Origin of the sequence: Gordonia sp. 'Campus' (assembly GCF_022206305.1) — a bacterium.
Lineage (GTDB): Bacteria > Actinomycetota > Actinomycetes > Mycobacteriales > Mycobacteriaceae > Gordonia.
Genome location: NZ_JAKOIW010000002.1, coordinates 314,867 through 340,385, shown reverse-complemented (window position 1 = coordinate 340,385; position 25,519 = coordinate 314,867). Strand labels below are relative to the sequence as shown.

The window sequence follows — 25,519 nt, the reverse complement described above, 5'->3', positions numbered from 1 at the left end:
ACTTCGTTCACCCATCGCCTGTCGCACGCGTCAGTCGCCGAGCCGCTGCCATGCCTCCGCAAGCAGTCCGCGGGTGTCGCGGAGCAACTGTGGCATCACCTTGGTCTCGCCGACAATCGTGATGAAGTTCGCGTCGCCCATCCATCGGGGCACAATGTGCTGGTGTAGGTGCTCCGACAAGGAGCCGCCCGCGGCGTACCCCAGATTCAGACCGACATTGAACGCGTTGGGATTCGACACCGACTTGATGGTCCGGATCATCCGCTGCGTGAAGGCCATCAACTCCGCGGACTCGGTGGCCGTCAGGTCTTCGAGGTCGGCGACCTGACGGTAGGGCACCACCATGGTGTGGCCCGGGTTGTACGGGTACAGGTTGAGCACCGCGTAGACCGCCTCGCCGCGCGCCACGATGAGGCCGTCCTCGTCGGACATGGTCGGGATGTCGAGGAACGGGTGACCGCTCTTCTCCGCCGGCTGCGGGTCGGCGATGTAGGTCATCCGGTGCGGACTCCACAGCCGTTGCAGGCGGTCACCGATCCCGACACCCTCGTCCCGGATCTCGCCCGGCGACCCGGCCGTCGCGTCACTCATCGAGCGCCCCCGCGACTACCACCGTCTCCACCTCGCCGAGTGCCTCCTCGAGCAGGTCCTTGGTCGGCGACTCATTGCGCCGGCTCGCGACCCACGCGGTGATCGCGGCGACCGCGTCGCCGACAGGCACGCCGTTGACCTGCGTGCCGTCGCGGAACCGGAAGCTCACCGCACCCGCCTCCACATCCCGTTCGCCTGCGAGCAGCATGAACGGCACCTTGCCGGTGGTGTGGTTGCGGATCTTCTTCTGCATGCGGTCGTCGGAGAAGTCCACCTCGGCACGGATGCCCGCGGCGACCAACTCGCCGACGACACCCTGCAGATGATCGACGAACGCCTCCGCGACCGGGATTCCGACGACCTGCACCGGGGAGAGCCACGCCGGGAACGCGCCCGCATAGTGCTCGGTGAGCACACCGAAGAACCGCTCGATCGACCCGAACAGCGCCCGGTGGATCATCACCGGCCGGTGCTTGGCGCCGTCGGAACCGGTGTATTCCATCTCGAACCGGTCCGGCAGCATCAGATCGACCTGGATGGTCGACATCTGCCACGTCCGGCCGATGGCGTCGCGGGCCTGGACGGAGATCTTCGGCGCATAGAACGCCGCACCCCCGGGATCGTCGACGAGGTCGAGACCGAAGCTCGACGCGGCGTCGCGCAGGACCTCCGTGGCCTCTTCCCACGCCTCGTCCGACCCGATCGACTTGTCCGGGTTCCGGGTCGACAACTCCAGGTAGAAGTCGTCGAGTCCGTAGTCGCGGAGCAGGTCGAGCACGAACTGCAGCAGCGACCGCACCTCCTCGCCCATCTGTTCCCGGGTGCAATAGATGTGAGCGTCGTCCTGGGTGAAGCCGCGTGCACGGGTCAGGCCGTGGACGACGCCCGACTTCTCGTACCGGTACACCGTGCCGAACTCGAACAAGCGAAGCGGCAGTTCACGATACGAACGGCCACGCGAGTTGAAGATCAGGTTGTGCATCGGGCAGTTCATCGGCTTGAGGTAGTAGTCGATGGCCGGGCGCCGGACCACGCCGTCGGCGTCGACCTCCTCGTCGAGCTGCATCGGCGGGTACATGCCGTCGGCATACCAGTCGAGGTGACCCGACTTCTTGAACAGATCGCCCTTGGTCGCGTGCGGGGTGTAGACGAACTCGTACCCGGCCTGCGAGTGCCGCAACCGCGAGTAGTCCTCGAGTTCTTTGCGGATGATCCCGCCCTTGGGGTGGAACACCGGCAGCCCGGACCCGATCTCGTCGGGGAAGCTGAACAGGTCGAGTTCGGAACCGAGGCGGCGATGGTCGCGCTTCTCGGCCTCGGCGAGCATGGCGAGGTGGGCCTCCTGCGCCTCTGCCGACTCCCAGGCGGTGCCGTAGATGCGCTGCAGGCCGGCGTTGGCCTGGTCGCCGCGCCAATAGGCCGCCGAGCTGCGGGTCAGTTTGAACGCCGCGATGTACTTGGTCGTCGGCACGTGTGGTCCGCGGCACAGATCGCACCAGATCCGGTCACCGGTACGCGGATTGAGGTTGTCGTAGACCGTCAGTTCGCCGCCGCCGACCTCCATGACCTCGGCGTCGTCGGCGGCGCCCTTGTCGTCGATGAGTTCGAGCTTGTACGGCTCGGCAGCCAGTTCGGTTCGCGCCTCGTCCTTGGAGGCGTAGACACGGCGGGAGAACCGCTGCCCCGACTTGACGATCTGCTTCATCTTCTTCTCGAGGGCGGCGATGTCCTCGGGCGTGAAGGGTTCGGCGACGTCGAAGTCGTAGTAGAAGCCGTCCTTGATGGGCGGGCCGATGCCGAGCTTGGCGTCGGGGAACAGTTCCTGGACCGCCTGCGCGAGAACATGTGCAGTCGAATGCCGGATCACACTGCGCCCGGCCTCGGTGTCGGCCGCGACCGGTTCGACGTCGGTGTCGGCGTCGGGCGCCCAGGACAGATCGCGCAGATCTCCGGCCGCATCACGGACGACGACGATGGCGCCCGGTCCCTTGTTGGGCAGCTCGGCCTCGCGCAGTGCGGTGCCCGCGGTCGTCCCAGCCGGCACACGGATGGTGGCGGGGCTGGTCACCTGGACGTCGTCGGGCACGGGGGCGCTCCTAGGGTCGGGGGGAGGACACGTCAAGACGCGTCCGGGACGGGACGTTTGCGACTCTGATGGTATCCGCGCCACCGACCGCGGAGTGCACCCCTACCGCTGACGGTCCGACGCGGGTCCGCAGGCGGTCCGAACTCACCCGAGGATGGGACTCGCCAGCCAGTCGTAGTCGAGGCCGACCCACCCGGCGACCGTCGACAGGAGACCGAGCAACCACAGCGTCGCCAGCACGATCAGGCATGTGCCGACCCAGAACACGGCCTGCACCGACCAGTGCTGCCTGCCGATCCATTCCATCCAGGCGTCGTACTTGGACCGGGCGAACTTGAGCAACCGGTGCGCCCAGTCGAATTCGGAGGCGAGGATGCCGAGTCCGAGAAAAACGATGAGCCACCCGGGTCCGGGGTATGGGATCGCGATGATGCCGCACACCAAGACGATGCTCCCGACGACACCGACGGCGATGCGGTACACCCGGTGCCAGCGCGGGTTGTTCCGGACGAGGTACCGACGATGCCGGGCGCGGATGCGGAAACGGTGCCACCGGGACCCGCGAGGGACAGGACGCGTCGCGGCCGGTGATCTCGTCGCCCCGGACTCCCTGGCCCCCGATGTCGACATGGTCTCCCACCCTGGTCGAGCGGCTCCGGTGTCTGGCCGCGAGAAGTGGGGTCCAGATTACGCGACCGCGACGACATCCTCGGTCCGCGACGACCGCCTCGGAGGCCGTCGTCGACGACGCGCGCGCAGGGTGCCGACCAACGTCGCCAGGGCGGTGATCCCGAGCAGCATCGGGTAGCACCACGAATAGAGGAGGACGAGGGCGACGTTCCAGGGTTGCCCGTCCGCGACCCGCGGCATCATGAACAGTCCCAGCGCGATCGCATGGTCGGAGGTCAGGTACGGGCCGCTGTCCCACCAGTGACGCCACCAGGTGAACGTCGACGCGACGACACCCACGGGCCCCAGCCAGTACCACCAGGTACCGGCCGTCGTGCCCCGTCGCATCGCGAGGTCGAGAGTGACGACGAGCAGGGGGACGCACCACACCCAGTGGTGGCCCCACGCGAATGGGGACACCGCGCACATCGTCATCCCGACGATCGTCGCCGCGAGCAACTCCCTCGACTCCGAGTGGGCGACGATCGCCGCCCACAGGCCGACCACGACGACGATCAGCGCGGCCGGCACCCACAGCCACACCGGCGGTTGGTACACCGGTCCCCCGGGCCCGGCGTCGGCGAAACGTCCGATGTCGAAATACGCGAGCATCTGCGACAGTCCCCCGCGCACCGATTGATTGGCCGGCGAGTCAGCCCGGCCGATCCGGTCGGTGTCGACGAGGTGACGCGTCCAGTACGCCCATGCGTCCCCCGGGATGACGAGGAACCCGACCACGATGGTGCCCGCGAAGGTCGCGAGCGCGGTGCCCGCGACCCGCCATTGCCGGGTCAGCACCAGGTAGACGATCACGAAGAGCGGCGTGAGTTTGAGACCCGCGGCGAGACCGATGCCGATCCCCCGCCACCGCGACGTCGGCCGGAGAAACACGAGGTCGACGAGGATCAGGGTCATCACGATGATGTTGATCTGACCGAGCCAGATGGTCGTGCGAATGGGTTCGAGCGCGGTCGACGCGACGGCGAGCAGAACCGCGAAGGCGACCAGCCGCGCGTCGACACGGTAGTTCAGACTGCGCAATCCCATCGCGATGACGCCGGCCAGGGCGATGAATCCGAGTGCCCACCAGCAGATGGCGGCCACCGCCTGACCCACGACGGCGAGCGGGACGAGCACGACAGCGGCGAAGGGTGGGTAGGTGAAGTGCAGTCGCCACAGCACCGGGTCGTCGTACAGCGAACGGCCGTCGAGCACGGTCGCCGCTCCCGAGCGATAGACCCGCACGTCCGTGGCGTTCTCGAACAGTCCGTAGAACGGGTTCGTGATCGGGATGGCCGTGATGTGCCAGACGATCACGCCCAGTGCGAACACGGCGGCCACGATGACCGCGACCCCCGGTATCGGTGCGGGCGCGGAACGTGGCGACTCCGGCGGTTCGACGGCAGTCTTGGGGGCCACGCGGCGAGACTACTCCCGGTTTGTGAGCCAGCTCACTCGAAGCGCCGTGGGCCTGGAACACTCGCTACGGACTCGATCCCGCCCGCCGACGTTCCGGGCCGGGTGGCGCGTCCTCGACGCGGCGCCGGCAGCGCCCGCCGGCTTCTATCGTTGATGGTCGGTGGCCGTCGTGCGTCCATCGCTCGTGACACCGCGGAGGACCGATGACAGCCAGCGACAGCGACAGTCCGATCGACCGAGAGATCCTCGGCGATCTCACGCGACTCCGGGACGACATGACCCGGTTTCAGATGGAACACCAGTTCGCGGTCGACGAGATCCTGACCAAGGTGACCATTCTGCGCACCGAGTTCCTCCACCTGCACCATTACAACCCGATCGAACACGTGACCTCGCGGGTCAAGACCCCCGAGAGCATCCTGCGCAAGGCCATGCGCAAAGGCATCGCCCCCGACCTGACCTCGATTCGCGCACAGCTGACCGACATCGCGGGCATCCGCGTGACGTGCAGCTTCATCGCCGACACTTACCGAATCCTGGAAACACTCACGTCGCACGACGACATCCGGGTGATCGAGATCAAGGACTACATCGCGGCACCCAAACCCAATGGCTACAAGAGCCTGCACGCGATCGTCGCGATTCCGGTCTTCCTGTCCACCGGGCCCGTCGAGGTCGTCGTCGAACTCCAGATCCGAACCGTGGCGATGGACTTCTGGGCCACTCTGGAACACAAGATCTTCTACAAGTACGACGGCGATGTCCCCGATCATCTGGCGACCGAACTTGCCTCGGCGGCCCGCACCGCGAACGAACTGGATCAGCGGATGGAACGGCTGCACGCAGAGGTTCACGGCGACGGCTCCGGTACGGGTCGGAGCCCCATCGACGATGACGTGATCCGGTATCTGCGGCAGCATTCTCCTGTGCCGAAAGACCTGGAAATCCGGCCGGACGCTCCATGACTCCGTAGATCGTGTCTGTGGAATGCGTCGTCGCACGCGGCCCGCAACGACAAGAGCCCCGCCGGCGACTCGGCGGGGCTCTTGCATTCGGTGGTCCCGGCTGGGATCGAACCAGCGACCTTCCCGGTGTGAACGGGACGCTCTTCCACTGAGCCACGGGACCGTGTCCGGCGCTTGCATCGAGATGTCACAGGCGCCTGTGCACGAGGCAGAAGATTACACGCCAGGAGCCGCAACTCCCAAATCCCACGGGTGTTCCACGTCACTGCCACCTCAACGCAGGCCCCAGATGAATCACACGCTGGGAATTTGCTCGGCACCAACGCGCTGACCAGGCGATTTGGATAGTTCGGAGACCATCGCGTAAGTTTCTCTTCGCACCGCGAGCAAGACGATCCACAAGATCGCTCGTGGGCATGCGGATGTAGCGCAGCTGGTAGCGCATCACCTTGCCAAGGTGAGGGTCGCGGGTTCGAATCCCGTCATCCGCTCGGCGCGAGTCGACTCGCAGATGGTGGCGTGGCCGAGTGGTGAGGCAACGGCCTGCAAAGCCGTGCACACGGGTTCGATTCCCGTCGCCACCTCCAAGTCAACACAACTCCATTCCCGCGCGATTAGCTCAGTGGGAGAGCGCTTCCCTGACACGGAAGAGGTCACAAGTTCAATCCTTGTATCGCGCACCACAAAACCCCCGACCATGTCGGGGGTTTTCTGTTGCGGCGGTTACGCCGGTTCTGCCCACTCGTCGACGATGTCCCCGAGCGCGGACTGGGTGGGAGCCACAGGAACCCGCAGCTCCGAACGTGAGAACCGCGGCGCGGGCGCGGCCTGGACGGCCCCGTCGACGCGCACGTGACTTCCCCGCTGCACGGCGACCGGGTCGGTCACGGCCTCATCGAAGTCGAGAACCGGAGTGACGCAGGCGTCGACGGCGTCGAACGTCGCGGCCCACTCGTCGCGCGAGCGGGTCCCGAACCGTGCGGCGAGAGCGGCCGAGATGACCGGCCACGCAGAGCGATCCCACCGGTCCGGCAGGTCACCGAGACCCAGGGTCTCGACCACATTGCGCCAGAACTTCTCCTCGAGGGCACCGACGGCGACGAACTTCCCGTCGGCACACCGGTACGTTGCGTAGAAGGGCGCCGAGCCGTCGAGCAGATTGCCCTCGTCGCGGGATGCCCAGCGCCCGGCAGCCTTCCACGACCACTGCAGTTGCGCCAACAGACCCGCACCGTCGACCATCGCGGCGTCGATCACCTGTCCCCGACCACTGCGCTCACGCTCGTGCAGGGCGGCGAGCACGCCGACGACCAGCAGCATCGACCCTCCGCCGAAGTCACCGACGAGCGACAGCGGCGGTATGGGTGGAACACCGGCCGGCCCCATCGCCTCCAACAGGCCGGTCACGGCGAGATAGTTGATGTCGTGGCCCGCGGAGTGAGCTCGGTCGCCGTACTGGCCCCAGCCGGTCATCCGCGCGTAGATCAGATGAGGTGCGCTGTCACAGATCTCGGGCCCGAGGCCGAGTCGTTCCATCACCCCCGGCCGGAAACCCTCGACGAGAACATCAGCGCGCGAGATCATCTCGCGGATTCCGGCGAGATCGTCAGGGTTCTTGAGGTCGGCGTCGACGCTGCGACGCGAGCGGTAGAGCCCGGCATCGGCATCGACGATCCCGTCCGGGCCGGCCGGCTCGGGGCCGGGGCGGCGAAGCCGGACGACATCGGCTCCGAGGTCGGCGAGCATCATGCACGCATGCGGGGTCGGGCCCAGGCCGGGCATCTCCACCACCCGCACGCCCGCGAGCGGCCCGCTCACCGCACCGGCCGGTGGTGGAGCACGCCGTTGATGGTGAAGTCGACGTAATCCCGCACCAGCTGGTCGACATCATGAGAATCGTTGAGCCACCAGCTGATCCCGTTCATCAGGTCCAGCACCGCGATGGCCGACTGGTGCGGGTCACGCACCTCGAACATCCCCAACCGGGCACCGGCGTCGACGACATCGCGAATCCGCCGCTGGTAGTACTTCCGGTAGTCGGTGACCACGCGCCGGTGTTCCGGGGTCAGCGCCGACAGCTCCCGGAGTGCGACAAGGTGTTCCACGCGGTGACGCGCCAGGCGTCGCACGTGTGCTTCGACCAGGTTCGTCAACCGTTCGACGGGACCGCCCTCACCCTCGAGCAGGAGCAGATCCTGCTGCGGGTCCTCGGTCATCCGGAGGGCGATCGCGTAGAGGATCTCCTCCTTGGACTGGAAGTGGTTGTACAGACTCGCTCCGCGCATACCCACCGCCTGCGCGATGTCGCGCATCCCGGCGTTGGAGTACCCGTGATCGGCGAAGTACCGCGCGGCGGCCTCGACGATCTCGTCGCGCCGCCTGCGCGGCCGGCGACTGCCTGTTGTCGACGCGACCGCGTCGTCCTCAGCCCTGACCGGTTCCATAGGCCTTCCTCAACTCGCGTTTGAGCAGTTTGCCCTGCGCGTCGGTCGGTAGCGCATCGACGACGTGGACCGCCTTGGGCACCTTGTACTTTGCCAGGTCGGTGCGGCAGTACTCACGGATGTCGTCGCCGCTCACCTCCGCACCCGACCGCAGGACGACGAAGCCGGTGACGGCCTCGGACCAGTACGGATCGGGCAAGCCGACGACGGCGGCACGTTCGACGTCGGGGTGCGCCTGCAGGACTCGCTCGACCTCCTGCGACGCGACGTTGAAACCGCCGGTCTTGATCATGTCCTTGCGCCGGTCGCGGAAGAACATGTTGCCGTCGGCGTCGATGCGGACGATGTCACCGGTGTGGACCCAACCGCCCTCCAGCACCTGAGCGGTGCGCTCGGGGTCCTTGAAGTAACCGAGCATCACCGACGGTGTGCGGCAGAGGAGTTCACCTTCCGCGGCCTCGTTGCCGTCGGCGTCGACGACGCGCACCTCGAGATGACCCACCGGTTTTCCGATCCACGTGGGGTCCTGACCGGGCACGTCCTCGAGTCGGCGGAACCAGCCCACCGAGCCGAGCTGGGTGAGTTCGGACTGACCCCAGTAGGTGCCCCACACCGACTCCGGGGTGGCGGCGGCCCACGCGTCGACCGCATGCGGAGACACCTGTCCCCCGTAGGTCAAGCAGCGGCGCACCGTACCGACGGAGTCGGGCCCGAAGTCAGGATGGTTGGCCAACGCGATGAAGAACGTCGGGGTCTGCGCCAGCACCGAGATCTTCTCGTCGCGGATCATGCGGAGCGACGTGGCCGGATCGACGGCGGCGGGCAGGACCAGGGTGGCGCCCAGAAGCGTCAGGGAGGTGAGCGAACCGATGCCGGCGATGGTGTGGAACGGCATGACGTAGAGCCACACGTCGTCGTTGCGGCAACGCAGACCCCAGGTGTACGCGGGCGAGGTGGAGATCAGATAGTTGCGGTGCGCGATCTCGACACCTTTCGGCGTCGACTCGGTACCGCTGGTGTAGACGATCATCGCGAGGTCGTGTTCGTCGACGTCGCATTCCGGTTCCGCATCGTCCGCCGCAGCGACCGACTCATCGTAGGAGTTCCACGAATTCGGCTCGGGCTCGCCGACGACGAGCACCGAGACGCCCAGGCTGTCGGCGATGGGCCCGGCGAGCGAGGCCAGGGCCTGTTCGACCACGAGGACCGAGGGTTCGAGATGGCCGAGTTGCTGGGCGATCTCACCCTCCCGGAACAGTGGGCTCACACCCGAGTACGCGGCGCCGATCTTGAGTGCCCCGTAATAGGTGGCGACCGTCTCGACACGGTTGCGGCTCATGACCGCCACCCGGTCGCCGCGACCGACGCCGAGGTCGAGCAGGACATGCGCGACCCGGTTGGCCATCGCGTTCAGCTCGCGGTACGAGGTCGACGACCGGCCGCCATCGGCGTCGTAGGCGATGATGGCCGGGGTCGAGCCCTGCGACCTCGCGAGCCTGCGCAACTGGTCGCCGATGGTGGCGCGACCCAGCGGCGACTTCTGCACGTCGGTGAGAGTTCGGTCGGAACGGGACACCGGGGGCGCGCTCATGCGAACATCCGGTTGTCGAAGCGATCGAGGAACGCGATGTCCTCGACCGGGCTGCGGGTGAGCTTGCGCGGGAAGCCGTCTCGCGGGTACCCGACCGCGATGTGCGCCGCGGTCAGGTAGTCGTCCGGAATCCCCAGGAGCTCCTTGACCTCGTTCTCCGCAGCGCACAGCAGTGTGGTGAGCGCGGTGGCGACACCCTGCTGCCGCAGCGCGAGGGTGAGGTTCTGCACGCTCGGGTAGATCGATCCGCCGCCGACCACGCTGAGACGACCCAGTTCGTGATCGGTCGGATGCAGCCCGTCCAATTCCGCGCACACCACGATCAGGGCGGGAACCTCGGCGAGGTGGTGGGCGAAGTAGTTGGCGCTCTCGATGGTCTTCGGAACGGCGCCGACCTTCTTGCTGCCCTCCAGGATCGAGTTGTAGTAGGGCTCCCAGAACGGCAGGTACAGGTCGGCGAGGGCCTTCTTCGTGGCCTCGTCACGCACGACGACCCAGCGGACGGGCTGCCGGTTGCCGCCCTGCGGACCGAAGCGCGCGTCGTCGAACGCCCGGTACAACACCTCGTCCTCGACAGGCCGGTCGCTGAAGTAGCGGCAGGTGCCCGTCGTGCGCATTGCTTCGCTGAGTTCCATGTCATCCTCCGTGATCACTAACCGTTGTTAGTATGACTGAGGACACAGTGGCACAGCTCGAATTCGTCGTCAAGAGGCTCTGAGGGTCTAGTAACCGGGTGTTGACGTGCAGCTACTAACAGTGGTTAGTTTTAGTCATGACTTCTGTTTCCCAGCGTCCGACGACGCGGCCGATCACAGCGGAGATCCGTTCGGCCGTGGCCGCGGGCAACATCCCGACCCTGCTGGCCGTACTCGTCGAGATGACCGGGGACAGGCGCTGGATGGCCGACCGGTACCGGCCCACCCGCAGCCGTGGGATGGACGACAACTCGTCGGGCGGACTCGCCGCCGAGGTGCAGGAAGAGATCCGCGACGCGGTGGTCGACGCACTCGAGCACTGGTACGACCAGGGAGCGCCGCCCCGGCGCCCTGCCGACGAGGACCTGGTGGCGGCACTGATGTCGTTCACCGCCGGGGAGGACGTCGCGCCCGAATTCGGACCGATGATGACCGAGATCGTGCACGGCACCCTCGGCGACCCCCACCTGTCGGACCTGCAGCCCGAATCCGCCACCTCGATGAACGCGGTGGTCATCGGGGCCGGCGTGGCCGGGATGCTGATCTCCACCCAGCTCGCCGAAGCCGGCATCGAACACATCGTGCTGGAGAAGAACGACGAGGTCGGCGGCTCGTGGTACGAGAACCACTACCCCGGCGCCGGGGTGGACACCCCGAGCTACCTGTATTCGATCTCGTCGTTCGACCACCCGTGGTCCACGCATTTCGGCAAGCGCGACGAGGTCCAGGGATATCTGCAGGCCTTCGCCGACCGGCATTCGATCCGGGAACGCGTGCGGTTCGGCACCGAGGTGCGCTCGGCGATCTACGACGCCGACGCTCAGCAGTGGCGCGTGACCGTTCGGGGCCGAGAGGGTCGGGAAGAGATTCTCACGACCCGCATCCTGATCAGCGCGGTCGGACTCCTCAACCGACCCAAGCTTCCCCAGCTCGACGGGATGAGCAGCTTCCGCGGGCCCGTGTTCCACTCGGCGGAGTGGCCGGACGAACTCGACGAGCCGGGAGCACTCGAGGGCAAACGCGTCGCCATCGTCGGATCGGGCGCCAGCGCGATGCAGATCGGGCCCGCCATCGCCGACCGCGTCGGCTCACTGACGATCTTCCAGCGTTCGCCGCAATGGATCGCGCCCAACGACGACTACTTCGCCCCTGTCGGCGACAGTGTGCACTGGCTGATGGACAACCTCCCGGGCTACCGCGAGTGGTACCGCGCCCGACTGTCGTGGATCTTCAACGACAAGGTCCACTCGACGCTGCACGTCGACCCGGAGTGGCCCGAGCCGACGGCGTCGATCAACGCCGTCAACCACGGTCACCGCGAGTTCTACCTGCGGTACATGCGTGCCGAACTCGGCGACCGCGACGATCTCATCGCGCTGTCGACGCCGGACTACCCACCCTTCGGCAAGCGGATGCTGTTGGACAACGGTTGGTTTCGCATGCTGCGCCGGCCGAATGTCGAGCTCGTGCCGCAGGGCGTCGAGCGTGTCACACCCGAGGGACTCGTCGACAGCACCGGTGTCGCTCACGACGTCGACATCATCGTGTTCGCCACCGGATTCCACAGCGACAGATACCTGTACCCGATGGACATCGTCGGACGTGGCGGAAAGACGACGGTCGAGGCGTGGGGCGACCACGACGCATACGCCTACCTCGGTATCACCGCTCCCGACTTCCCCAACCTGTTCATCCTCACCGGCCCCAACACCGCACTCGGGCATGGCGGCAGCTTCATCAGCATCCTCGAATACCAGGTGCGCTACGTATGTGACGCCCTCCGCGCGATGATCGAGAACCGGTTGGGCGTCCTGGAGGTTCGGCACGACGTCACCGACGAGTACAACGATGCCGTCGATCGCGCCCACGCGCAGATGGTGTGGACTCACCCGGCGATGACCAACTGGTACCGCAATCCCGCCGGCCGCGTCGTCGCGGTCCTGCCGTGGCGGATCGTCGACTACTGGGACAAGACCCGCCGCGTCGAGCTCTCCGATTTCGTTGCCGAACCGCTCAGGTGACTGCGGAACCGTGGTGACCGCGGGACTACCGTGTCTGTCATGACCCCGCTCATCTCCGCCCCGGACCTCGCCGCGCGTCTCGGTGAGAAGAACCTGCGTGTCGTCGACGGCACCGTCCACCTCAGCTTCGACGCCGACGGCGCGCACATCGCCTCCGGCCGGGAGACCTATCGGGCCGGCCATCTGCCCGGCGCGGTGTTCGCCGAACAGATCACCGACCTCAGTGACCCCGACGGCGAGGCGCCTTTCGCGGCTGCGGACCCGGATCGTTTTGCCGCGGCCGTCGGCGCTCTCGGGATCGGTGACGACTCGACCGTCGTCGTCTACGACACCGCCAACGGCATCTGGGCAACCCGCCTGTGGTGGCAGTTCGGTCTCGAGGGATTCGACGACGTGCTCGTCCTCGACGGTGGCTACTCCGCCTGGACGGCCGCCGGGCTGCCGGTGGAGACCGGCGAGATCATCCCTGACACAGCGTCGTTCACCCCGCGTCGCCGACCCGAACGAATCGTGTCCACCGACGAGGTCGCCGCCGCCACCGGAGATCGCTCGGTCCTGCTGATCAACGCTCTCGATCGGGAGTCGTTCGCGAGCGGCCACATCCCGGGCAGCGTCAACGTCCCCTTCGCCGAGCTGGTCGACGGTTCCGGGCAGCTCCGACCCATCGAAGAACTGCGTCAACTGTTCGACGAGGCCGGTGCCCTCGACCCGTCGGTGCGTCCGGTCACCTACTGCGGCGGCGGGATCGCCGCCACCGCAGCCGCTCTCGCGCTCCAGACGCTCGGCCGCGACGATGTCGCCGTCTACGACGGTTCGATGAACGCCTGGACCGCCGACCCGGCGCGGCCACTCTGGTGACAGACGTCGACGACACCGCCTTCGCCGTCGAACTCGTGACCGATCCCGCCGCCGCAGCCGCGGTCGCGGAGGTGGCCGCACGCACGTTCCCACTCGCCTGCCCACCGCACGCGACGCCCGACGACATCTCCGGTTTCATCGAGAACAGTCTGCGCGAGAACAACTTCCGCGAACACATCGCCGAACCGCAGACCGACGTCCTGGTGGCACGCGACGGCGTCGGCGGTCCGATCGTGGGTTATGCGCTGGTCTTCCACCGGGAGCCGACTGACCCCGATGTCTGTGCCGTCGTCATCGAGCGTCCGGTCACCGAGGTGTCGAAGCTGTACGTACTCCCCGACCATCACTCCCGCCAGGGAGCGAGCCCCTCCCGTCTGCTGATGGCCGCGGCCGTGGAGCGTGCCCGATCACACGGCAGCAGCGTCGTGTGGCTCGGCGTCAACCAGCAGAACGTCCGCGCCCAGCGCTTCTACGCGAAGATGGATTTCGCGCGCGTCGGGGAGAAGACGTTCACCCTCGGCGGCAGCACTGAACACGACTTCGTGTTGGCGCGGAAGCTGTGAGTAGGCGGTAGGAGCGAGCGGGTCGGACAGGACAGGTGACATCGACCACGCGCAGCCGAAGCGCCGCGCTTCCCGTGTGACCATTTGGGAGTGACCCCAGCGCCTCTGGCAATAGTCACCGCCATCTCCGCGGCGGCCATCGACGCTGGAATCGAGCTGGACACTCAGCAACGGCTGCTCGTCGATCGGCTCGCGAACCTCCATTTTGAGAGACACCGGACACGGCGTTCATCGAGCCGGCGCGGCCTCTACATCTACGGTTCCGCCGGCCGGGGCAAGACGTGGCTGGCGGACGCCTTCTACGACGCCACCCCAACACCGAGGAAGGTGCGGATTCACTTTCACAGTTTCTTCGATGAACTCCATCGCCGCGCACACGAGCACCGGAACCACCCGCAATCGCTACACCTGAGCATCGACGATGTCATCGGCGACAGCGAGTTGCTGTACTTCGACGAGCTTCACGTGCACGACGCCGGGGACGCACGTCTTCTCACCCGATTGCTGGAGTACGTGCTCGCCCGCCGGATCACCGTGCTGGCGACGTCGAACTACGCCCCGGACGATCTGATGCCGAACCCCATCTGGCATCACCTCTTCGAGCCCGGGATCACGATGATCAAGGACCATTTCGACGTCCACCACCTGAACGGGGAGACTGACTACCGCTCATCCGCCCGCGGGGACGCGATCGGCTTCGCCGCGGGAAGATGGACCACAGTGCTGCCATCAGATCGCCTGTCCGAGGACACGGGGACCGTCGCGCTCACTGTTCGCGGGCGACGTTTCGAGGTCCACTCCGAGCGTGACGGGTGCCTGCAGGCCTCATTCGCGCAATTGTGTGGCGCGCCGGTGTCGACAATGGAGTATCTGACGTGGGCGCGAATGTATCCCCGCTGGACCATCACCGAGATACCGACATTCGATCGTGCCGACAACGAGGCACAGCAGAGGTTCATCAACCTGGTGGACGTCCTGGTCGACGAGGACGTCGCCGTCACCTTCACCTCGTCCCACACCTTGCCCGTCTTTTGCACCGCAGCAACGGCCTCCCGTCCCGACGCCTTCCGAATGATCAGTCGCCTGCGGCTGATCCGTCCGAGCCCATAGGTTCTCACGTCACGTATCAGGAACGAGCTGAGCGCTTTCACGAAGTCTGAAACTCAGTGCGTAGCGCACATTTTCAGGGGGTTCGGTTCGGGTGGTGAGGTATCCCTCGGGCGCCGATGACTCGATGCGCATATGGGTGGGCGGCGCGGTACGCGTCGATGACATCGACGGTGTCACGCCCGAGGCAGGTCACGAGAAATGACACGCCCGCTGAAGACCTAAACGACTTTCAGGCGACGTTCCGGGCATCGTGAACCACGATTCCCAAAGAACTTTGTTGAGTCACATCAACTCAAGTTCGCGGCCCATCGCGGGACTTTCGAAGACTCCTGTGACAGATGATGTCATCGAGACGCCAAACAGACCACAGTGTGAGATTCAGAATTGTTGCAGTGCAACACTATTCGCGTAGACGACCCTGGCGTTCGATCGAATGTTCGAGTACCTTGGAGGCATGACCCATCTCACACCGATTCTCGATCAACTGATCGACGCGGAGTCCCCGGATGATGATCCCGCCGGGCGTGCAGCATTCACAGAGCTGGACACACTGCGGCTCATCCGGAACGTGATAGATCACCGGATCGCCGTGCGCACAGCACAACTGAACCGACTCGGCGTCGCGAAGCGCAACCACTCGACGCTGCGGAAACTCCTCATCGAGATGGGTTTTGCCCCCGCGGTCGCCTCACGTGTCCTACGCGCCGCCGATGGACTATCAGATCTCCACAGGTTGTCCGCGCACGCCGCCGACGGCCGGATGTCCGCAGAGATCGTCGACGCCGTCGTCCGAGGCGTCGACCACATCGAGAAGCGTTCTCCCACCTCGCTTTCCGACGTCGACAGAGCAATCTATGAGTCCGAGTTGATCACCCAGGTACTCTCCGGCGCCACGCCCGCAGAGGTGCTACGACGGGCTCGAACACTCGGCAACATCGTTGCCGAAGCCGACGGCGGCATTCCGGCCGCCGACGATCGAAGACTCAATGCGGTCGTCCACAACGTCACCGACGACGGTCGGGTCGAGATCGCCGCCGATCTGACCAACGTCATCGGCGAGAAGTTCATCGCCATGATCGACGATCGCTCCGTCCCGCGGCCCGAGCCCGACGGCGCCAACGATCGCCGCTCGCCCGAACAGCGACGCGCCGACGCGCTCGAACTGATCCTCGACCAGGCCTGCCTGGGCGCCACTATCCAGACCGCGGGAGCCCCACGGACACAGCTGATCTTGACAATCCCCGCCGACACCACCGATTTGAGCACCCTGCCGTGGACGGGCACCGTCACCGACGCCACCGCCCGAGCTCTCACGTGCGACGGGACCCTGACCGAGGTCGTGGTCGACGCGGCCACCGTGCCCCTCGACATGGGACGTGAGAAACGGGTCTACCCTGCAGAATTGCGCAAAGCCGTGGTCATCCGAGACGCCTGCTGCATCAAATGTGGTGCGCCACCGTCGCACACCCAGGTCCACCACATCCAGCACTGGGCGGACGGTGGCACGACCAGTCTGGACAACGGTTGCCTACTCTGCCAGCGGTGTCACACGCAGGTTCACCACCACGGCTGGGATGTTGCCATCGGTGTCGACCGGCATCCCTGGCTGATCCCACCCATCGAGGTGGACCCCAGACGCAGACCACTACCCGCCTACAACCGACGCACCATGCGCCTCGACGACGCCGCCGCGTAGTTCACGAGAACCGCGTCAACCACTGCTCCCTGCGGGCACGTTGCCGCCACGGCCCGAATTGGCGGGCCGTGCACGAACATGACAACTCCACAGTGTGCGGGCCGACCACTGCGTCGGCCCGAATGTCAGACCGCCGACTCGGCGAACCGCGACAGTGCCAGCAGACGCGACGTCGCGCGGAGGTACTTCTTGCGGTAGCCGCCGGCGAGCATTTCCTCGGTGAAGATCTCGTCCAGCTTCGCCCCGGCCACCGTCACGGGGATGTTGGCGTCGTAGAGGCGGTCGGCCAACACCACGATGCGCAGCGCGACGGACTGGTCCTTGGCTGGATGCACTCCCGAGATGCAGACCAGCGAGACCCCTTCGACGAGGTCCTTGTACTTCGACGGATGCAGCGTGCTGAGGTGGTCGCACAGCGCGTCGAAGTCGTCGAGCGTCGCACCGCTGGTCGACTCGGCGAGCTCGGCGAGTTCGGACTCGCTGCGCGGGTCGGGGGCCGGCGGCAGGTCGCGATGCCGGTAGTCCGGTCCGTCGACGCGGACCGTCTCGAACACCGCGGACAGTTTGCGGATCTCACGCAGGAAATCCTGCGCGGCGAAACGACCCTCGCCGAGCTGTCCCGGCAGGGTGTTCGACGTGGCCACGATCGAGACGCCCTTGGCGGTCAGCTCGGTCAGCAGGCGCGAGACCAGCATGGTGTCGCCCGGGTCGTCGAGCTCGAACTCGTCAATACACAGCACGGTGTGCTGCGAAAGCCGCTCCACCGCGTTCACGAAGCCGAGGGCGCCGACCACGTGGGTCACCTCGACGAACGTCGCGAACGACTTCGGTTCGGGCATCGAGTGGTAGATCGATGCCAGGAGGTGGGTCTTACCGACACCGAAACCGCCGTCGAGGTACAGACCGATCCCCTGCGCCTGCGACTTGCGCGAGAAGAGGCCCTTCTTGCCCGAACGGGCCTTCGAGGCCCGGGCCACGAAGTCGCGTGCCTTGGCGACCGCCTCGGCCTGCGAAGGCTCGTTGGGGTCCGGGATGTAGGAGTCGAAACTCACCTCGTCGAACGTCGACGGGGGCACCATCTGATCGATGAGTACGTCGGGCGAGGTCGCAGGGTTGCGATCGCATAGTCGGGCCACCATGTGTGGAGAGTAGCCATCTCCGGAATGATCAACACATGTTCCACCTGCAGAAAGCGACCCACGTCACATCCAACGACGGGCGTCCCGGCGACGACACGCTGCTCTGGCTCGCCCACCAGTACGCCTACCCGCCCCGTGCGACGACGGGGTCCGGACCGGCCACACCGTTCGTACGAGCCAACATGGTGTCCTCGATCGACGGGGCCGTCACCGTCGAAGGGCGATCCGGGGGTCTCGGCGGCGACGGGGACAAGGCCCTGTTCCGGGTCCTGCGCGGCCTCGCCGATGTGATCCTCGTGGGCGCCGGCACCGCGACCACCGAGGACTATGGTCAGCCGCAGCCCGACGCCGTCTTCGCAGCGCTCCGAGACGCCGACGGCCAACAACCCGCACCGGTTCTCGCCCTCGTGTCGAAGTCGCTGTCGGTGCCACCCGACTACGCCCCCGTCACCCACCCGCAGACCGTCGTGTTCACCTGCCGGGACGCACCGGCGGACCGCAGAAGGGCGCTCACCGACGCCGGTGCCACCCTGATCGACTGCGGCGACGACACCGTGGACATCGCGGCGGTTCTCGCCCGGTGCGTCGAACGCGGTTGGTCGCGTGTGCTGTGTGAGGGCGGACCCAGCCTGCTCGGTTCGGTCGCCGGGGCCGACGCGCTCGACGAACTGTGCCTGACGACGAGCCCGTTCTTCGTCGGTGGCACCGCCAGGCGCATCGCCGTCAGCCACCCCGGCACCGAGACGCCCGCCCTGCGATCCATGCAGCCGGCGTCGATCATCACCGACGACGACGGCTTCGTCTTCACGCGGTGGCGCCGCGCGGACCGACACCCGTGACGGGCCTTCTCTCAGAACCGTTGACTACCCTCGCGGTCATGCCACGAGCGCACACCCCCGCCGGCAGTGCGGCCCCGACGGTCCGCCGTCGGGCCGTCGCCGGTGCCGTCCTCGGTCTGGCCGCCGTGATCGCCCTGTCCTCGTGCGCGGTGGGTCCCGATCGCGGACCCGACCTCATCCCGGGCGGCCCGGGACAGCAGGGCCCGGCCGCGTCGTCGTCGACGGAACCACCCGCACCGGCGCTGACGGCCCCGAAGTCGGATCTCGAGTGGAGCGAATGCGCATCCGCGACGAGCAACCGGTACGAGATCACGCGACCCGACGGCGTGACCATCGAATGCGCCGAGTACGACTCCCCGATCGACCGGAACAAGCCGGACGGCGAGGTCGTGTCGATCGCGCTGACACGCGCCCGCACCGCCGAAACCCCCGCGGACGCCGCACCCCTCGTCCTGACCTCCGGCTCCGACCTCCCCTCCTCGCGGACCCTCATGGTGATGGCGTCGGGTGCGGGCCGCGCCCTGCTCGCGTCGCATCCGGTGGTGGCCGTCGATCATCGCGGCATCCCGCTCAGCAGCGACCTCGATTGCATGACCCGACTGGAACGCACGACGATCGCCGACAACGGGCTGACCGAGCGCGGTACCACCACCGACGCGCGGATCTCCCGGCTGGCAGCGGCCGCGTCGTCGGCGTCCGACGGCTGCACCGAGACGCTCACCCCCTACCAACTCGACTTCGGCGCGGCGAGCGCGGCCGCCGACCTCGAGACCCTGCGGCAGCGATGGGGCGTCGATCATCTGGGTCTGATCGGCGTCGGCGAAGGTTCCGACGTCGTCCTGAGCTACGCGTCCCTGTACGGCGGACGCGCCGGACGGATCATCCTCGACACCCCGACACCGTTCGGGGCGAACGCCCGCGACCGCGCGCAGTCGCAGGCGCGCGGCGTGCAGGTCGCGTTGCAGGGCTTCGCTCAGCGCTGCTCTGCACTGCCGGGCTGCGCCCTCGGCTCCAACGGTGTGGCCACGATGACCGGCCTGCTCGGCAAGGCGCGCGCCGGGGATCTCGGCTCCCTCTCCGACACGGCGGCGCTGAACGCCATCACGACGACCCTCGCGTTGGCCCCCGACCGTCCTCAGGCGCTCCTGGACCTCGCGTCCGCGATCGGTGCCGTCGATCGTGGCCAGACCGCCGCCCTGGTCCGCCTCGCCGAGCAGGCGGCAACGCTTCGGCTGTCCGACGGGGCACTGGTGTCGCGATGCAACGACGTGACCGGACCGGTCGGCCAGAACGAGGTCCCCGGACTCGTCGACGCCTGGTCCAAGCAGAATCCACTCACCGGCGCGAACAGCGCCCTGTCGCTGGTCCGGTGCAACGGCTGGGCGGCCGGTGACCCGGTCCGCCCGCCGACCTCGCTACCCGCCGATCCTCTCGTCCTCAACGGAACGCGCGACTCGATCAACGGGGGCGACGGCGCCAACGCGCTCGTCCCGCTGTTCATCAACGCCGGCTCAGAGCCGGTCACCGTCACCTGGGACGGCCTCGGTTACTCGGTGCTCGGCCGCAGCGCGTGCGCGGCCGAGGTCGCCGCGCAGTACGTCGAGTCGACGCCGCTGTCGGGTCCGACCCAGCGCGGCTGCCCCGTCTGACATGCCGCAGGGTTCTGGTCGGGCTTCCGGGCGCCCGTAGTACGGTTCGCGGGTGGCCGTTCTCGACAGGTATCTCTATCCCCAGATGAGTGCGCAGCGGATCATCCCGATGGTGCTGTGGCCGATCAGCCTCCTGATGGTCGTGCACCGCTCGGTGTTCCTGGGGGTCAACGGCGACCGCACCGACGACTTCAAGCCGGTGTACTCCGCGGCCTTCAACTTCCTCAACAACCTGCCGGTGTACGGCGAGAACTACGCCACCGTCGATCCGCACTACCTGTACCCCCCGTCGGGGACACTGCTGATGGCACCCGTGGCGGTCATCGACTACGAACGCGCTCGATGGGCGTTCATCGCGGTCAGCGTCATCGCGCTGCTCATCAGCGCCTACCTCTTGACGCGGATGTTCGGGTACGCGCTCAACTCGTGGGTCACCCCGGTCGTGCTGTTCTTCTTCTTCAGCACCGAGACCGTCGCCCACACCCTGGTCTTCACCAACTTCAACTCGTTCGTGCTGCTCGGACTCGTCGCATTCCTGATGCTGATGCGATCCCGGCATGACTGGTGGGCCGGCGTCCCGATGGGACTCACGCTGGCGGTGAAGCCCGTGCTGGCGCCGCTGATGCTCCTCCCGCTCCTCAACCGGCAGTGGCGCGTGTTCGTCCTCGCCATCGCGATCCCCGTCGTCCTGACCGTCGTCGCGTGGCCCCTGTCGGTCGACGCCGACGCGTTCATCAGCCGGACCGTGCCCTACCTGGGCGAGGCGCGCGACTACTACAACAGCTCCATCGCCGGTAACGGCGCCTACTTCGGGGTCGCCCCGTGGCTCGTGCTGCTGCTACGGATCGCCTTCGTGGCGATGGCGGTCTTCTCGCTGTGGTTCCTGTACCGCTACTACCGCAAGGCGAACGAGCTCATGTGGCTCGCCACGTCGTCGGGTGTGCTGCTGTGCACGACGTTCCTCGTCGGCTCACTCGGCCAGGGCTACTACTCGATGCTGCTGTTCCCCCTGCTGATGACGGTGCTGCTACCCGGATCACCGATGCGCAACTGGCCGGCCTGGCTCGGCGTCTACGGCTGTATGACATTCGACGGCTTCTACTCCCAGCGATGGACGGCCTTCGGCTGGATGGTCGAGTACAACAAGGTCACCTGGGGCTGGTCCCTGCTGATGATCGCCGTGTTCTGCTCGCTGCTGTTCCGCTACCTCGACATGCGGGCCGACGGCGTGGCCGGGGCGATGCTGCCGGTCCGGTCGGACACCGCACCGCCGGCCGCGGCCGACACGACGCCCGACGCGGAGCCCGAGGTCTCGCTCTCCAAGTCGAACTGAAACCGCTGCCGCCGAGCGCGCTACCGTGGAATCCATGACCGACAGCACCGCGTCGACCCGCCCCGACGATCACGCCGACGACGCCACCACGAACGCCGCCGAACTCACCGACGAGCAGTGGCGGCAGCGCCTCAGCCCGGCCGAGTACCGTGTCCTGCGCCAGGCCGGCACCGAGGCGCCGTTCACCGGCGAGTACACCGACACCAAGACCGTGGGCATCTACCGCTGCCGGGCGTGCAACACCGAACTGTTCCGCAGCGAGCACAAGTTCGAATCCCATTGCGGTTGGCCGTCGTTCTTCTCTCCGCTCGCCGGTGACAAGATCATCGAGCTCGAGGACAACTCGCTGGGCATGCGACGGGTGGAGGTGCTCTGCGCCAACTGCAAGAGCCACCTCGGCCACGTCTTCGAGGGCGAGGGCTACGACACCCCCACCGATCTGCGGTACTGCATCAACTCGATCAGCCTGACGCTGGAACCCGCCGAATAGCACTATTCCCCTGAAGTGCGACCGAGACCCTTCGGGGCTCGCTTCGCTCGCACCTCAGGGGGCAGTGATCCTCAGGGCAGGGCGTCGATCAGCGCGGGCACCTCGACGCGCGGGCCGGTGAAGAACGGCGTCTCCTCGCGCACGTGCAGCCGCGCCTCGGTGGCGCGCAGGTCACGCATGAGGTCGACGATGCGGTGCAGCTCGGGCGCCTCGAAGGCCAGCAGCCACTCGTAGTCGCCGAGCGCGAACGACGACACGGTGTTGGCACGGACGTCCTTGTAGGCACGTGCGGCCTTGCCGTGGTCGGCCAGCATCTTGCGACGCTCCTCGTCGGGCAGCAGGTACCACTCGTAGGAACGGACGAACGGGTACACACAGATGTAGTTGCCCGGGTCCTCACCGGCGAGGAAAGCCGGGATGTGGCTCTTGTTGAACTCGGCAGGACGGTGGAGTGCGACGTTGCTCCATACGGGGTTGCAGGCCCGCCCGAGGGCGGTCTCCCGCCGGAACTTCGCGTAGGCCGCCTGGATGGGCTCGACGTCCTCGGCGTGCCACCAGATCATGAAATCGGCGTCGGCACGCAGACCGGAGACGTCGTACACGCCGCGGACCACGACGCCGGAGTCCTCGAGCGACTTGAAGAAGTCCGTGGCGTCGGATTTGGCCTGGTCCCGGTCGGTGCCGAGTTCCCCCGGCCGGACCGCGAACACCGAGAACATCAGGTAGCGGATCGTCGAGTTGAGTTCTGCGTAATCCAAGCGGCTCATGGGTGCCATCGTGCCACCGGGCCGGCGGCGTCGACCAGCCAGGTCAGTCGTGGCGACCGATCAGCGGAGGTCGTCGAGAAGCGCGGCGGCCGAGCGTCCGGCCTGACCGATACATGCCGGCACCCCGACGCCGGCGTACGACGATCCCGCGAGGGCCAGGCGTCGCGGTCGCGCCGCGATGATCTGCGCCATCGCCGTCAGGTGGCCCGGTCCGTAGACCGGGAGCCCGCCGGTCCAGCGTCGCACACGGGTGTCGACGACACGGTCCGACACCGGGGTGGCACCGGCTGAGCGACACACCTCGTCGAGGTCCTCGAGCGCCTCGGCGCGCAACCGGTCGTCGACGCCGGGTTCGTCGCCCGGTTCCGGTACGGGCGCACCGAACCGACCGAACGACGCACGCACCGACACCGGCCGGTCCGGCGCCGCCAGATGCGCCCACTTCTGCGAACTGAACGTGAATGCCTTGGCGCGCAACCCTTCCCCCGTGCCCACCAGAACGCCCGAGTGCTCGGGAAGCGGGGTCGACGGGGACAGCGCGATCGACACCACCACCGACGACGCCGCACGAACGGCCTCCAGCGGCGCGGCCAGGTCGGGTACGGAACCGCGTAGGAGCCGCCCCGATTCCCACGCCGGGGTCGCGAGGAGCACGGCGTCGTAGGTGTGTGCGGCGTCGACGGTGCGGACCAGCCATCCGTCCTCGGCCGGTTCGACGTCGACCACGCGGGACTCGCACCGGACGTCGGCGGCGGCCGCACTGCGCAGGGCGTCGAGCAGGACGCCGTAACCGCCCACCAGGGTGCCGAAGACAGGGCCGGTGACGGCTGCGCCCGCCGAGACGAGGTCGTTCACCGCCGCGGTCAACGAGGGCGCTCCCCCGTCCAGCCGCGCCGCGAGGGCCGGCAAGGCCTCGCGCAACCCGATCTCGCCGGCGAGGCTCGAGTACACGCCGCCGAGCATGGGGTCGACACTGCGGGCCACCACCGACTCCCCGAACCGGTCGGCGACGAGCGCACCGACGCTCGGGTCGGCGCCGGTCTGCCAGTCCAGTGGGCGACCGGCCTCGGCGGCCATCCGGTCGAGGTCACCGGGCTCGGCGAGGCCCTCGACCGCCGCGGGGGTGGCGGGGATGCCCATCAGTGCGGGACTGGGCAGCGGATGCAGCCGGCCACCGGACCAGACCGCGGGGCGACGTGGCGTCGGCGACACGATCCGATCGGCCAGTCCGAGTTCGGTGACGAGATCCAGCGCCTCGGGACGACGCACGATGAACGCCTCGGCGCCGACGTCGACGGCCTGATCACCGACGGTGGTCGTGTGCAGGACCCCGCCGGTCCGGTCCGAGGACTCGAACAGGTCGAGGGCGGCGTCGGCACCGAGGGCGCGGCGCAGGCGGTACGCGGCAGTCAGACCGGAGATGCCACCGCCGACGATCGCGACCCGGGCCGAACCGGGCATCAGATGCTGTGAACGAGCTCGACGGCCCTGGTGAGCACGTCGGGGTCGGTGCCGGGCAGAACCCCGTGACCCAGGTTGAAGATGTGCCCGATCGCCCCGGCCGCCACCGCGCGATCGCCGTCGGCGACGACCCGTCGCACCTCGCCGTCCACGACGTCCTGGCCGGCGAACAGCAGGGTCGGGTCGAGGTTGCCCTGCACGGCCTTGCCCGGACCGACGCGGCGAACGGCCTCCTCGAGGGGGACGCGCCAGTCCACGCCGATGACATCGGCGCCGACATGCGCCATCGGGGCGAGCAATTCCCCGGTGCCGACGCCGAAGTGGATACGCGGCACCCCGTACTCGGCGACTTCGGCGAGGACCCGGGCGCTGTGCGGCGCCACGAATCGCTGGTAGTCGGCGGCCGACAGCATGCCCGCCCACGAGTCGAAGAGCTGGATCGCGTCCACACCCGCGTCGAGCTGGACCTTCAGGAACGCGATGGTGATGTCGGCGAGGCGCGCCATGAGTTCGGCCCAGGTCTCCGGGTCGCCGTGCATCATCGCCTTGGTGCGTTCGTAATTGCGGCTCGGTCCGCCCTCGATGAGGTAGGAGGCGAGGGTGAACGGCGCGCCGGCGAACCCGATGAGCGCCGTGTCGCCCAGTTCGTCGAGCAGCAGGCCGATGGCGCGCGAGATCGATCCCACGGCGGCGGGTTCCAGACGCGGGATGCGCGAGACCGCCTCCGGCGAGCGCACCGGCTCGGCGATGACCGGACCGGTGCCGGCGACGATGTCGAGATCGATGCCCGCGGCCTTGAGCGGCACAACGATGTCGGAGAAGAGGATCGCGGCGTCCACATCGTGCCGGCGCACCGGCTGCATCGTGATCTCGCAGACCAGCTCGGCGTCGAAGCAGGACTCCAGCATGCCGTGATCGGCGCGGATCGCCCGATACTCGGGGAGGGAGCGGCCCGCCTGCCGCATGAACCACACCGGTCGGCGTGACGGGGTCGCGCCGGTGGCCGCGGCGACCAGCGGCAGGTGCGACCTATGGACCCGGGTACCAGTTGCGTTCGTCATCACCGCTTACTCTGCCATGCCCCCGATTCGCTCGGGAAAGCCCTGCGCAACCCACCTCATCCGATGCCGGGG

General features: G+C 67.4%; 22 protein-coding genes and 4 tRNA genes. 13 read left to right on the top strand and 13 right to left on the bottom strand.

What is annotated here, in order from left to right; genetic code table 11:
- Positions 1–30: 30 nt before the first annotated feature.
- The 4 genes from MAY35_RS03610 to MAY35_RS03595 form a co-directional block, all read right to left on the bottom strand.
- On the bottom strand, positions 31–591 hold the full coding sequence (locus tag MAY35_RS03610; protein WP_238419279.1) for an HIT domain-containing protein: 561 nt from the start codon (positions 589–591) through the stop codon (positions 31–33).
- A complete protein-coding gene (gene thrS / locus MAY35_RS03605) occupies positions 584–2,677 on the bottom strand; it encodes a threonine--tRNA ligase (protein WP_238419277.1) in 2,094 nt (697 codons plus the stop codon). The genes MAY35_RS03610 and thrS overlap by 8 nt, the downstream gene beginning before the upstream one ends.
- Positions 2,678–2,821: 144 nt before the next feature.
- The gene (locus tag MAY35_RS03600) at positions 2,822–3,307 is read right to left on the bottom strand and encodes a TIGR02611 family protein (RefSeq protein ID WP_238419275.1); all 486 of its coding nucleotides are present in this window, start codon (positions 3,305–3,307) and stop codon (positions 2,822–2,824) included.
- 57 nt (positions 3,308–3,364) lie between these two features.
- The gene (locus tag MAY35_RS03595) at positions 3,365–4,765 is read right to left on the bottom strand and encodes a glycosyltransferase 87 family protein (protein WP_238419274.1); all 1,401 of its coding nucleotides are present in this window, start codon (positions 4,763–4,765) and stop codon (positions 3,365–3,367) included.
- Positions 4,766–4,968: 203 nt separating this feature from the next.
- Here MAY35_RS03595 and MAY35_RS03590 point away from each other — a divergent pair, with 203 nt between their 5' ends.
- The gene (locus MAY35_RS03590; RefSeq protein ID WP_238419269.1) at positions 4,969–5,730 is read left to right on the top strand and encodes a GTP pyrophosphokinase family protein; all 762 of its coding nucleotides are present in this window, start codon (positions 4,969–4,971) and stop codon (positions 5,728–5,730) included.
- Positions 5,731–5,821: 91 nt separating this feature from the next.
- On the opposite strand, the gene MAY35_RS03585 is transcribed toward MAY35_RS03590, so the two are convergent.
- Positions 5,822–5,893: transfer RNA gene (locus MAY35_RS03585), tRNA-Val, on the bottom strand.
- Positions 5,894–6,148: 255 nt separating this feature from the next.
- Between MAY35_RS03585 and MAY35_RS03580 the strand changes: the two genes are divergently transcribed.
- From MAY35_RS03580 to MAY35_RS03570, 3 genes are all read left to right on the top strand, one after another.
- Positions 6,149–6,221: transfer RNA gene (locus MAY35_RS03580), tRNA-Gly, on the top strand.
- A gap of 22 nt (positions 6,222–6,243) precedes the next feature.
- Positions 6,244–6,317: transfer RNA gene (locus MAY35_RS03575), tRNA-Cys, on the top strand.
- A gap of 21 nt (positions 6,318–6,338) precedes the next feature.
- Positions 6,339–6,413, top strand: a tRNA-Val gene (locus MAY35_RS03570).
- A 40-nt stretch (positions 6,414–6,453) separates the two neighbouring features.
- Here the strand turns inward: MAY35_RS03570 and MAY35_RS03565 are convergent.
- From MAY35_RS03565 to MAY35_RS03550, 4 genes are read right to left on the bottom strand one after another with little or no spacing between them, the layout of a single operon-like run.
- The gene (locus MAY35_RS03565) at positions 6,454–7,548 is read right to left on the bottom strand and encodes a CaiB/BaiF CoA-transferase family protein (protein ID WP_238419268.1); all 1,095 of its coding nucleotides are present in this window, start codon (positions 7,546–7,548) and stop codon (positions 6,454–6,456) included.
- Positions 7,545–8,174: a TetR/AcrR family transcriptional regulator gene (locus tag MAY35_RS03560; protein WP_238419267.1), complete on the bottom strand. Its 630-nt coding sequence runs from the start codon at positions 8,172–8,174 to the stop codon at positions 7,545–7,547. The genes MAY35_RS03565 and MAY35_RS03560 overlap by 4 nt, the downstream gene beginning before the upstream one ends.
- The gene (locus MAY35_RS03555) at positions 8,155–9,765 is read right to left on the bottom strand and encodes a class I adenylate-forming enzyme family protein (protein ID WP_238419266.1); all 1,611 of its coding nucleotides are present in this window, start codon (positions 9,763–9,765) and stop codon (positions 8,155–8,157) included. The genes MAY35_RS03560 and MAY35_RS03555 overlap by 20 nt, the downstream gene beginning before the upstream one ends.
- Positions 9,762–10,400: a nitroreductase family protein gene (locus tag MAY35_RS03550; protein WP_238419265.1), complete on the bottom strand. Its 639-nt coding sequence runs from the start codon at positions 10,398–10,400 to the stop codon at positions 9,762–9,764. The genes MAY35_RS03555 and MAY35_RS03550 overlap by 4 nt, the downstream gene beginning before the upstream one ends.
- 137 nt (positions 10,401–10,537) lie before the next feature.
- On the opposite strand from MAY35_RS03550, the gene MAY35_RS03545 reads away from it, so the two are divergent.
- The 5 genes from MAY35_RS03545 to MAY35_RS03525 all read left to right on the top strand — a co-directional run bounded on the left by MAY35_RS03545 (position 10,538) and on the right by MAY35_RS03525 (position 16,708).
- Complete coding sequence (locus tag MAY35_RS03545) at positions 10,538–12,481, top strand: NAD(P)/FAD-dependent oxidoreductase (RefSeq protein ID WP_238419264.1); 1,944 nt, start codon at positions 10,538–10,540, stop codon at positions 12,479–12,481.
- A gap of 39 nt (positions 12,482–12,520) precedes the next feature.
- Positions 12,521–13,339, top strand: coding sequence for a sulfurtransferase (locus MAY35_RS03540; protein ID WP_238419263.1), 819 nt, complete (start codon positions 12,521–12,523; stop codon positions 13,337–13,339).
- Positions 13,336–13,902, top strand: coding sequence for a GNAT family N-acetyltransferase (locus tag MAY35_RS03535; protein ID WP_238419262.1), 567 nt, complete (start codon positions 13,336–13,338; stop codon positions 13,900–13,902). The genes MAY35_RS03540 and MAY35_RS03535 overlap by 4 nt, the downstream gene beginning before the upstream one ends.
- Before the next feature lie 90 nt (positions 13,903–13,992).
- The gene (gene zapE / locus MAY35_RS03530) at positions 13,993–15,012 is read left to right on the top strand and encodes a cell division protein ZapE (protein WP_238419261.1); all 1,020 of its coding nucleotides are present in this window, start codon (positions 13,993–13,995) and stop codon (positions 15,010–15,012) included.
- 433 nt (positions 15,013–15,445) lie between these two features.
- Positions 15,446–16,708, top strand: coding sequence for an HNH endonuclease signature motif containing protein (locus MAY35_RS03525; protein WP_238419257.1), 1,263 nt, complete (start codon positions 15,446–15,448; stop codon positions 16,706–16,708).
- A 125-nt stretch (positions 16,709–16,833) separates the two neighbouring features.
- Here the strand turns inward: MAY35_RS03525 and zapE (MAY35_RS03520) are convergent, their stop codons facing one another.
- Positions 16,834–17,847, bottom strand: coding sequence for a cell division protein ZapE (gene zapE, locus MAY35_RS03520; protein WP_238419256.1), 1,014 nt, complete (start codon positions 17,845–17,847; stop codon positions 16,834–16,836).
- A gap of 35 nt (positions 17,848–17,882) precedes the next feature.
- Here zapE (MAY35_RS03520) and MAY35_RS03515 point away from each other — a divergent pair, with 35 nt between their 5' ends.
- Genes MAY35_RS03515 through msrB form a run of 4 tightly spaced genes read left to right on the top strand, consistent with a single transcriptional unit; the run spans position 17,883 to position 22,158 of the window.
- The gene (locus MAY35_RS03515) at positions 17,883–18,686 is read left to right on the top strand and encodes a pyrimidine reductase family protein (protein WP_238419253.1); all 804 of its coding nucleotides are present in this window, start codon (positions 17,883–17,885) and stop codon (positions 18,684–18,686) included.
- Between the two features lie 38 nt (positions 18,687–18,724).
- Positions 18,725–20,335 carry an alpha/beta hydrolase gene (locus MAY35_RS03510; RefSeq protein WP_238419252.1) on the top strand — a complete coding sequence of 537 codons (1,611 nt, stop codon included), beginning with the start codon at positions 18,725–18,727 and terminating at the stop codon, positions 20,333–20,335.
- A 52-nt stretch (positions 20,336–20,387) separates the two neighbouring features.
- On the top strand, positions 20,388–21,668 hold the full coding sequence (locus MAY35_RS03505; RefSeq protein ID WP_238419250.1) for a glycosyltransferase family 87 protein: 1,281 nt from the start codon (positions 20,388–20,390) through the stop codon (positions 21,666–21,668).
- Positions 21,669–21,702: 34 nt separating this feature from the next.
- Entirely contained in the window at positions 21,703–22,158 is a 456-nt protein-coding gene (gene msrB / locus MAY35_RS03500; protein ID WP_238419248.1) for a peptide-methionine (R)-S-oxide reductase MsrB, read from the top strand.
- 71 nt (positions 22,159–22,229) lie between these two features.
- Here the strand turns inward: msrB and hemQ are convergent, their stop codons facing one another.
- The 3 genes from hemQ to hemE are packed head-to-tail and all read right to left on the bottom strand — an operon-like array spanning position 22,230 to position 25,447.
- The gene (gene hemQ / locus MAY35_RS03495) at positions 22,230–22,925 is read right to left on the bottom strand and encodes a hydrogen peroxide-dependent heme synthase (RefSeq protein ID WP_238419244.1); all 696 of its coding nucleotides are present in this window, start codon (positions 22,923–22,925) and stop codon (positions 22,230–22,232) included.
- A 60-nt stretch (positions 22,926–22,985) separates the two neighbouring features.
- Positions 22,986–24,386: an FAD-dependent oxidoreductase gene (locus MAY35_RS03490; protein ID WP_238419242.1), complete on the bottom strand. Its 1,401-nt coding sequence runs from the start codon at positions 24,384–24,386 to the stop codon at positions 22,986–22,988.
- Positions 24,386–25,447, bottom strand: a complete 1,062-nt coding sequence (hemE, locus tag MAY35_RS03485; protein ID WP_238419240.1) for a uroporphyrinogen decarboxylase — start codon at positions 25,445–25,447, stop codon at positions 24,386–24,388. The genes MAY35_RS03490 and hemE overlap by 1 nt, the downstream gene beginning before the upstream one ends.
- Positions 25,448–25,519: the final 72 nt, after the last annotated feature.

Excerpts from the sequence above, each read along its gene's own strand:
- MAY35_RS03610 (WP_238419279.1), bottom strand. The coding sequence starts at position 591 with ATGAGTGACGCGACGGCCGGGTCGCCGGGCGAGATCCGGGACGAGGGT.
- MAY35_RS03600 (WP_238419275.1), bottom strand. The coding sequence starts at position 3,307 with ATGTCGACATCGGGGGCCAGGGAGTCCGGGGCGACGAGATCACCGGCC.
- MAY35_RS03590 (WP_238419269.1), top strand. The coding sequence starts at position 4,969 with ATGACAGCCAGCGACAGCGACAGTCCGATCGACCGAGAGATCCTCGGC.
- MAY35_RS03560 (WP_238419267.1), bottom strand. The coding sequence starts at position 8,174 with ATGGAACCGGTCAGGGCTGAGGACGACGCGGTCGCGTCGACAACAGGC.
- MAY35_RS03555 (WP_238419266.1), bottom strand. The coding sequence starts at position 9,765 with ATGAGCGCGCCCCCGGTGTCCCGTTCCGACCGAACTCTCACCGACGTG.
- MAY35_RS03550 (WP_238419265.1), bottom strand. The coding sequence starts at position 10,400 with ATGGAACTCAGCGAAGCAATGCGCACGACGGGCACCTGCCGCTACTTC.
- MAY35_RS03545 (WP_238419264.1), top strand. The coding sequence starts at position 10,538 with ATGACTTCTGTTTCCCAGCGTCCGACGACGCGGCCGATCACAGCGGAG.
- MAY35_RS03540 (WP_238419263.1), top strand. The coding sequence starts at position 12,521 with ATGACCCCGCTCATCTCCGCCCCGGACCTCGCCGCGCGTCTCGGTGAG.
- MAY35_RS03525 (WP_238419257.1), top strand. The coding sequence starts at position 15,446 with ATGTTCGAGTACCTTGGAGGCATGACCCATCTCACACCGATTCTCGAT.
- zapE (WP_238419256.1), bottom strand. The coding sequence starts at position 17,847 with ATGGTGGCCCGACTATGCGATCGCAACCCTGCGACCTCGCCCGACGTA.
- MAY35_RS03515 (WP_238419253.1), top strand. The coding sequence starts at position 17,883 with ATGTTCCACCTGCAGAAAGCGACCCACGTCACATCCAACGACGGGCGT.
- MAY35_RS03510 (WP_238419252.1), top strand. The coding sequence starts at position 18,725 with ATGCCACGAGCGCACACCCCCGCCGGCAGTGCGGCCCCGACGGTCCGC.
- msrB (WP_238419248.1), top strand. The coding sequence starts at position 21,703 with ATGACCGACAGCACCGCGTCGACCCGCCCCGACGATCACGCCGACGAC.
- hemQ (WP_238419244.1), bottom strand. The coding sequence starts at position 22,925 with ATGAGCCGCTTGGATTACGCAGAACTCAACTCGACGATCCGCTACCTG.
- MAY35_RS03490 (WP_238419242.1), bottom strand. The coding sequence starts at position 24,386 with ATGCCCGGTTCGGCCCGGGTCGCGATCGTCGGCGGTGGCATCTCCGGT.
- hemE (WP_238419240.1), bottom strand. The coding sequence starts at position 25,447 with ATGACGAACGCAACTGGTACCCGGGTCCATAGGTCGCACCTGCCGCTG.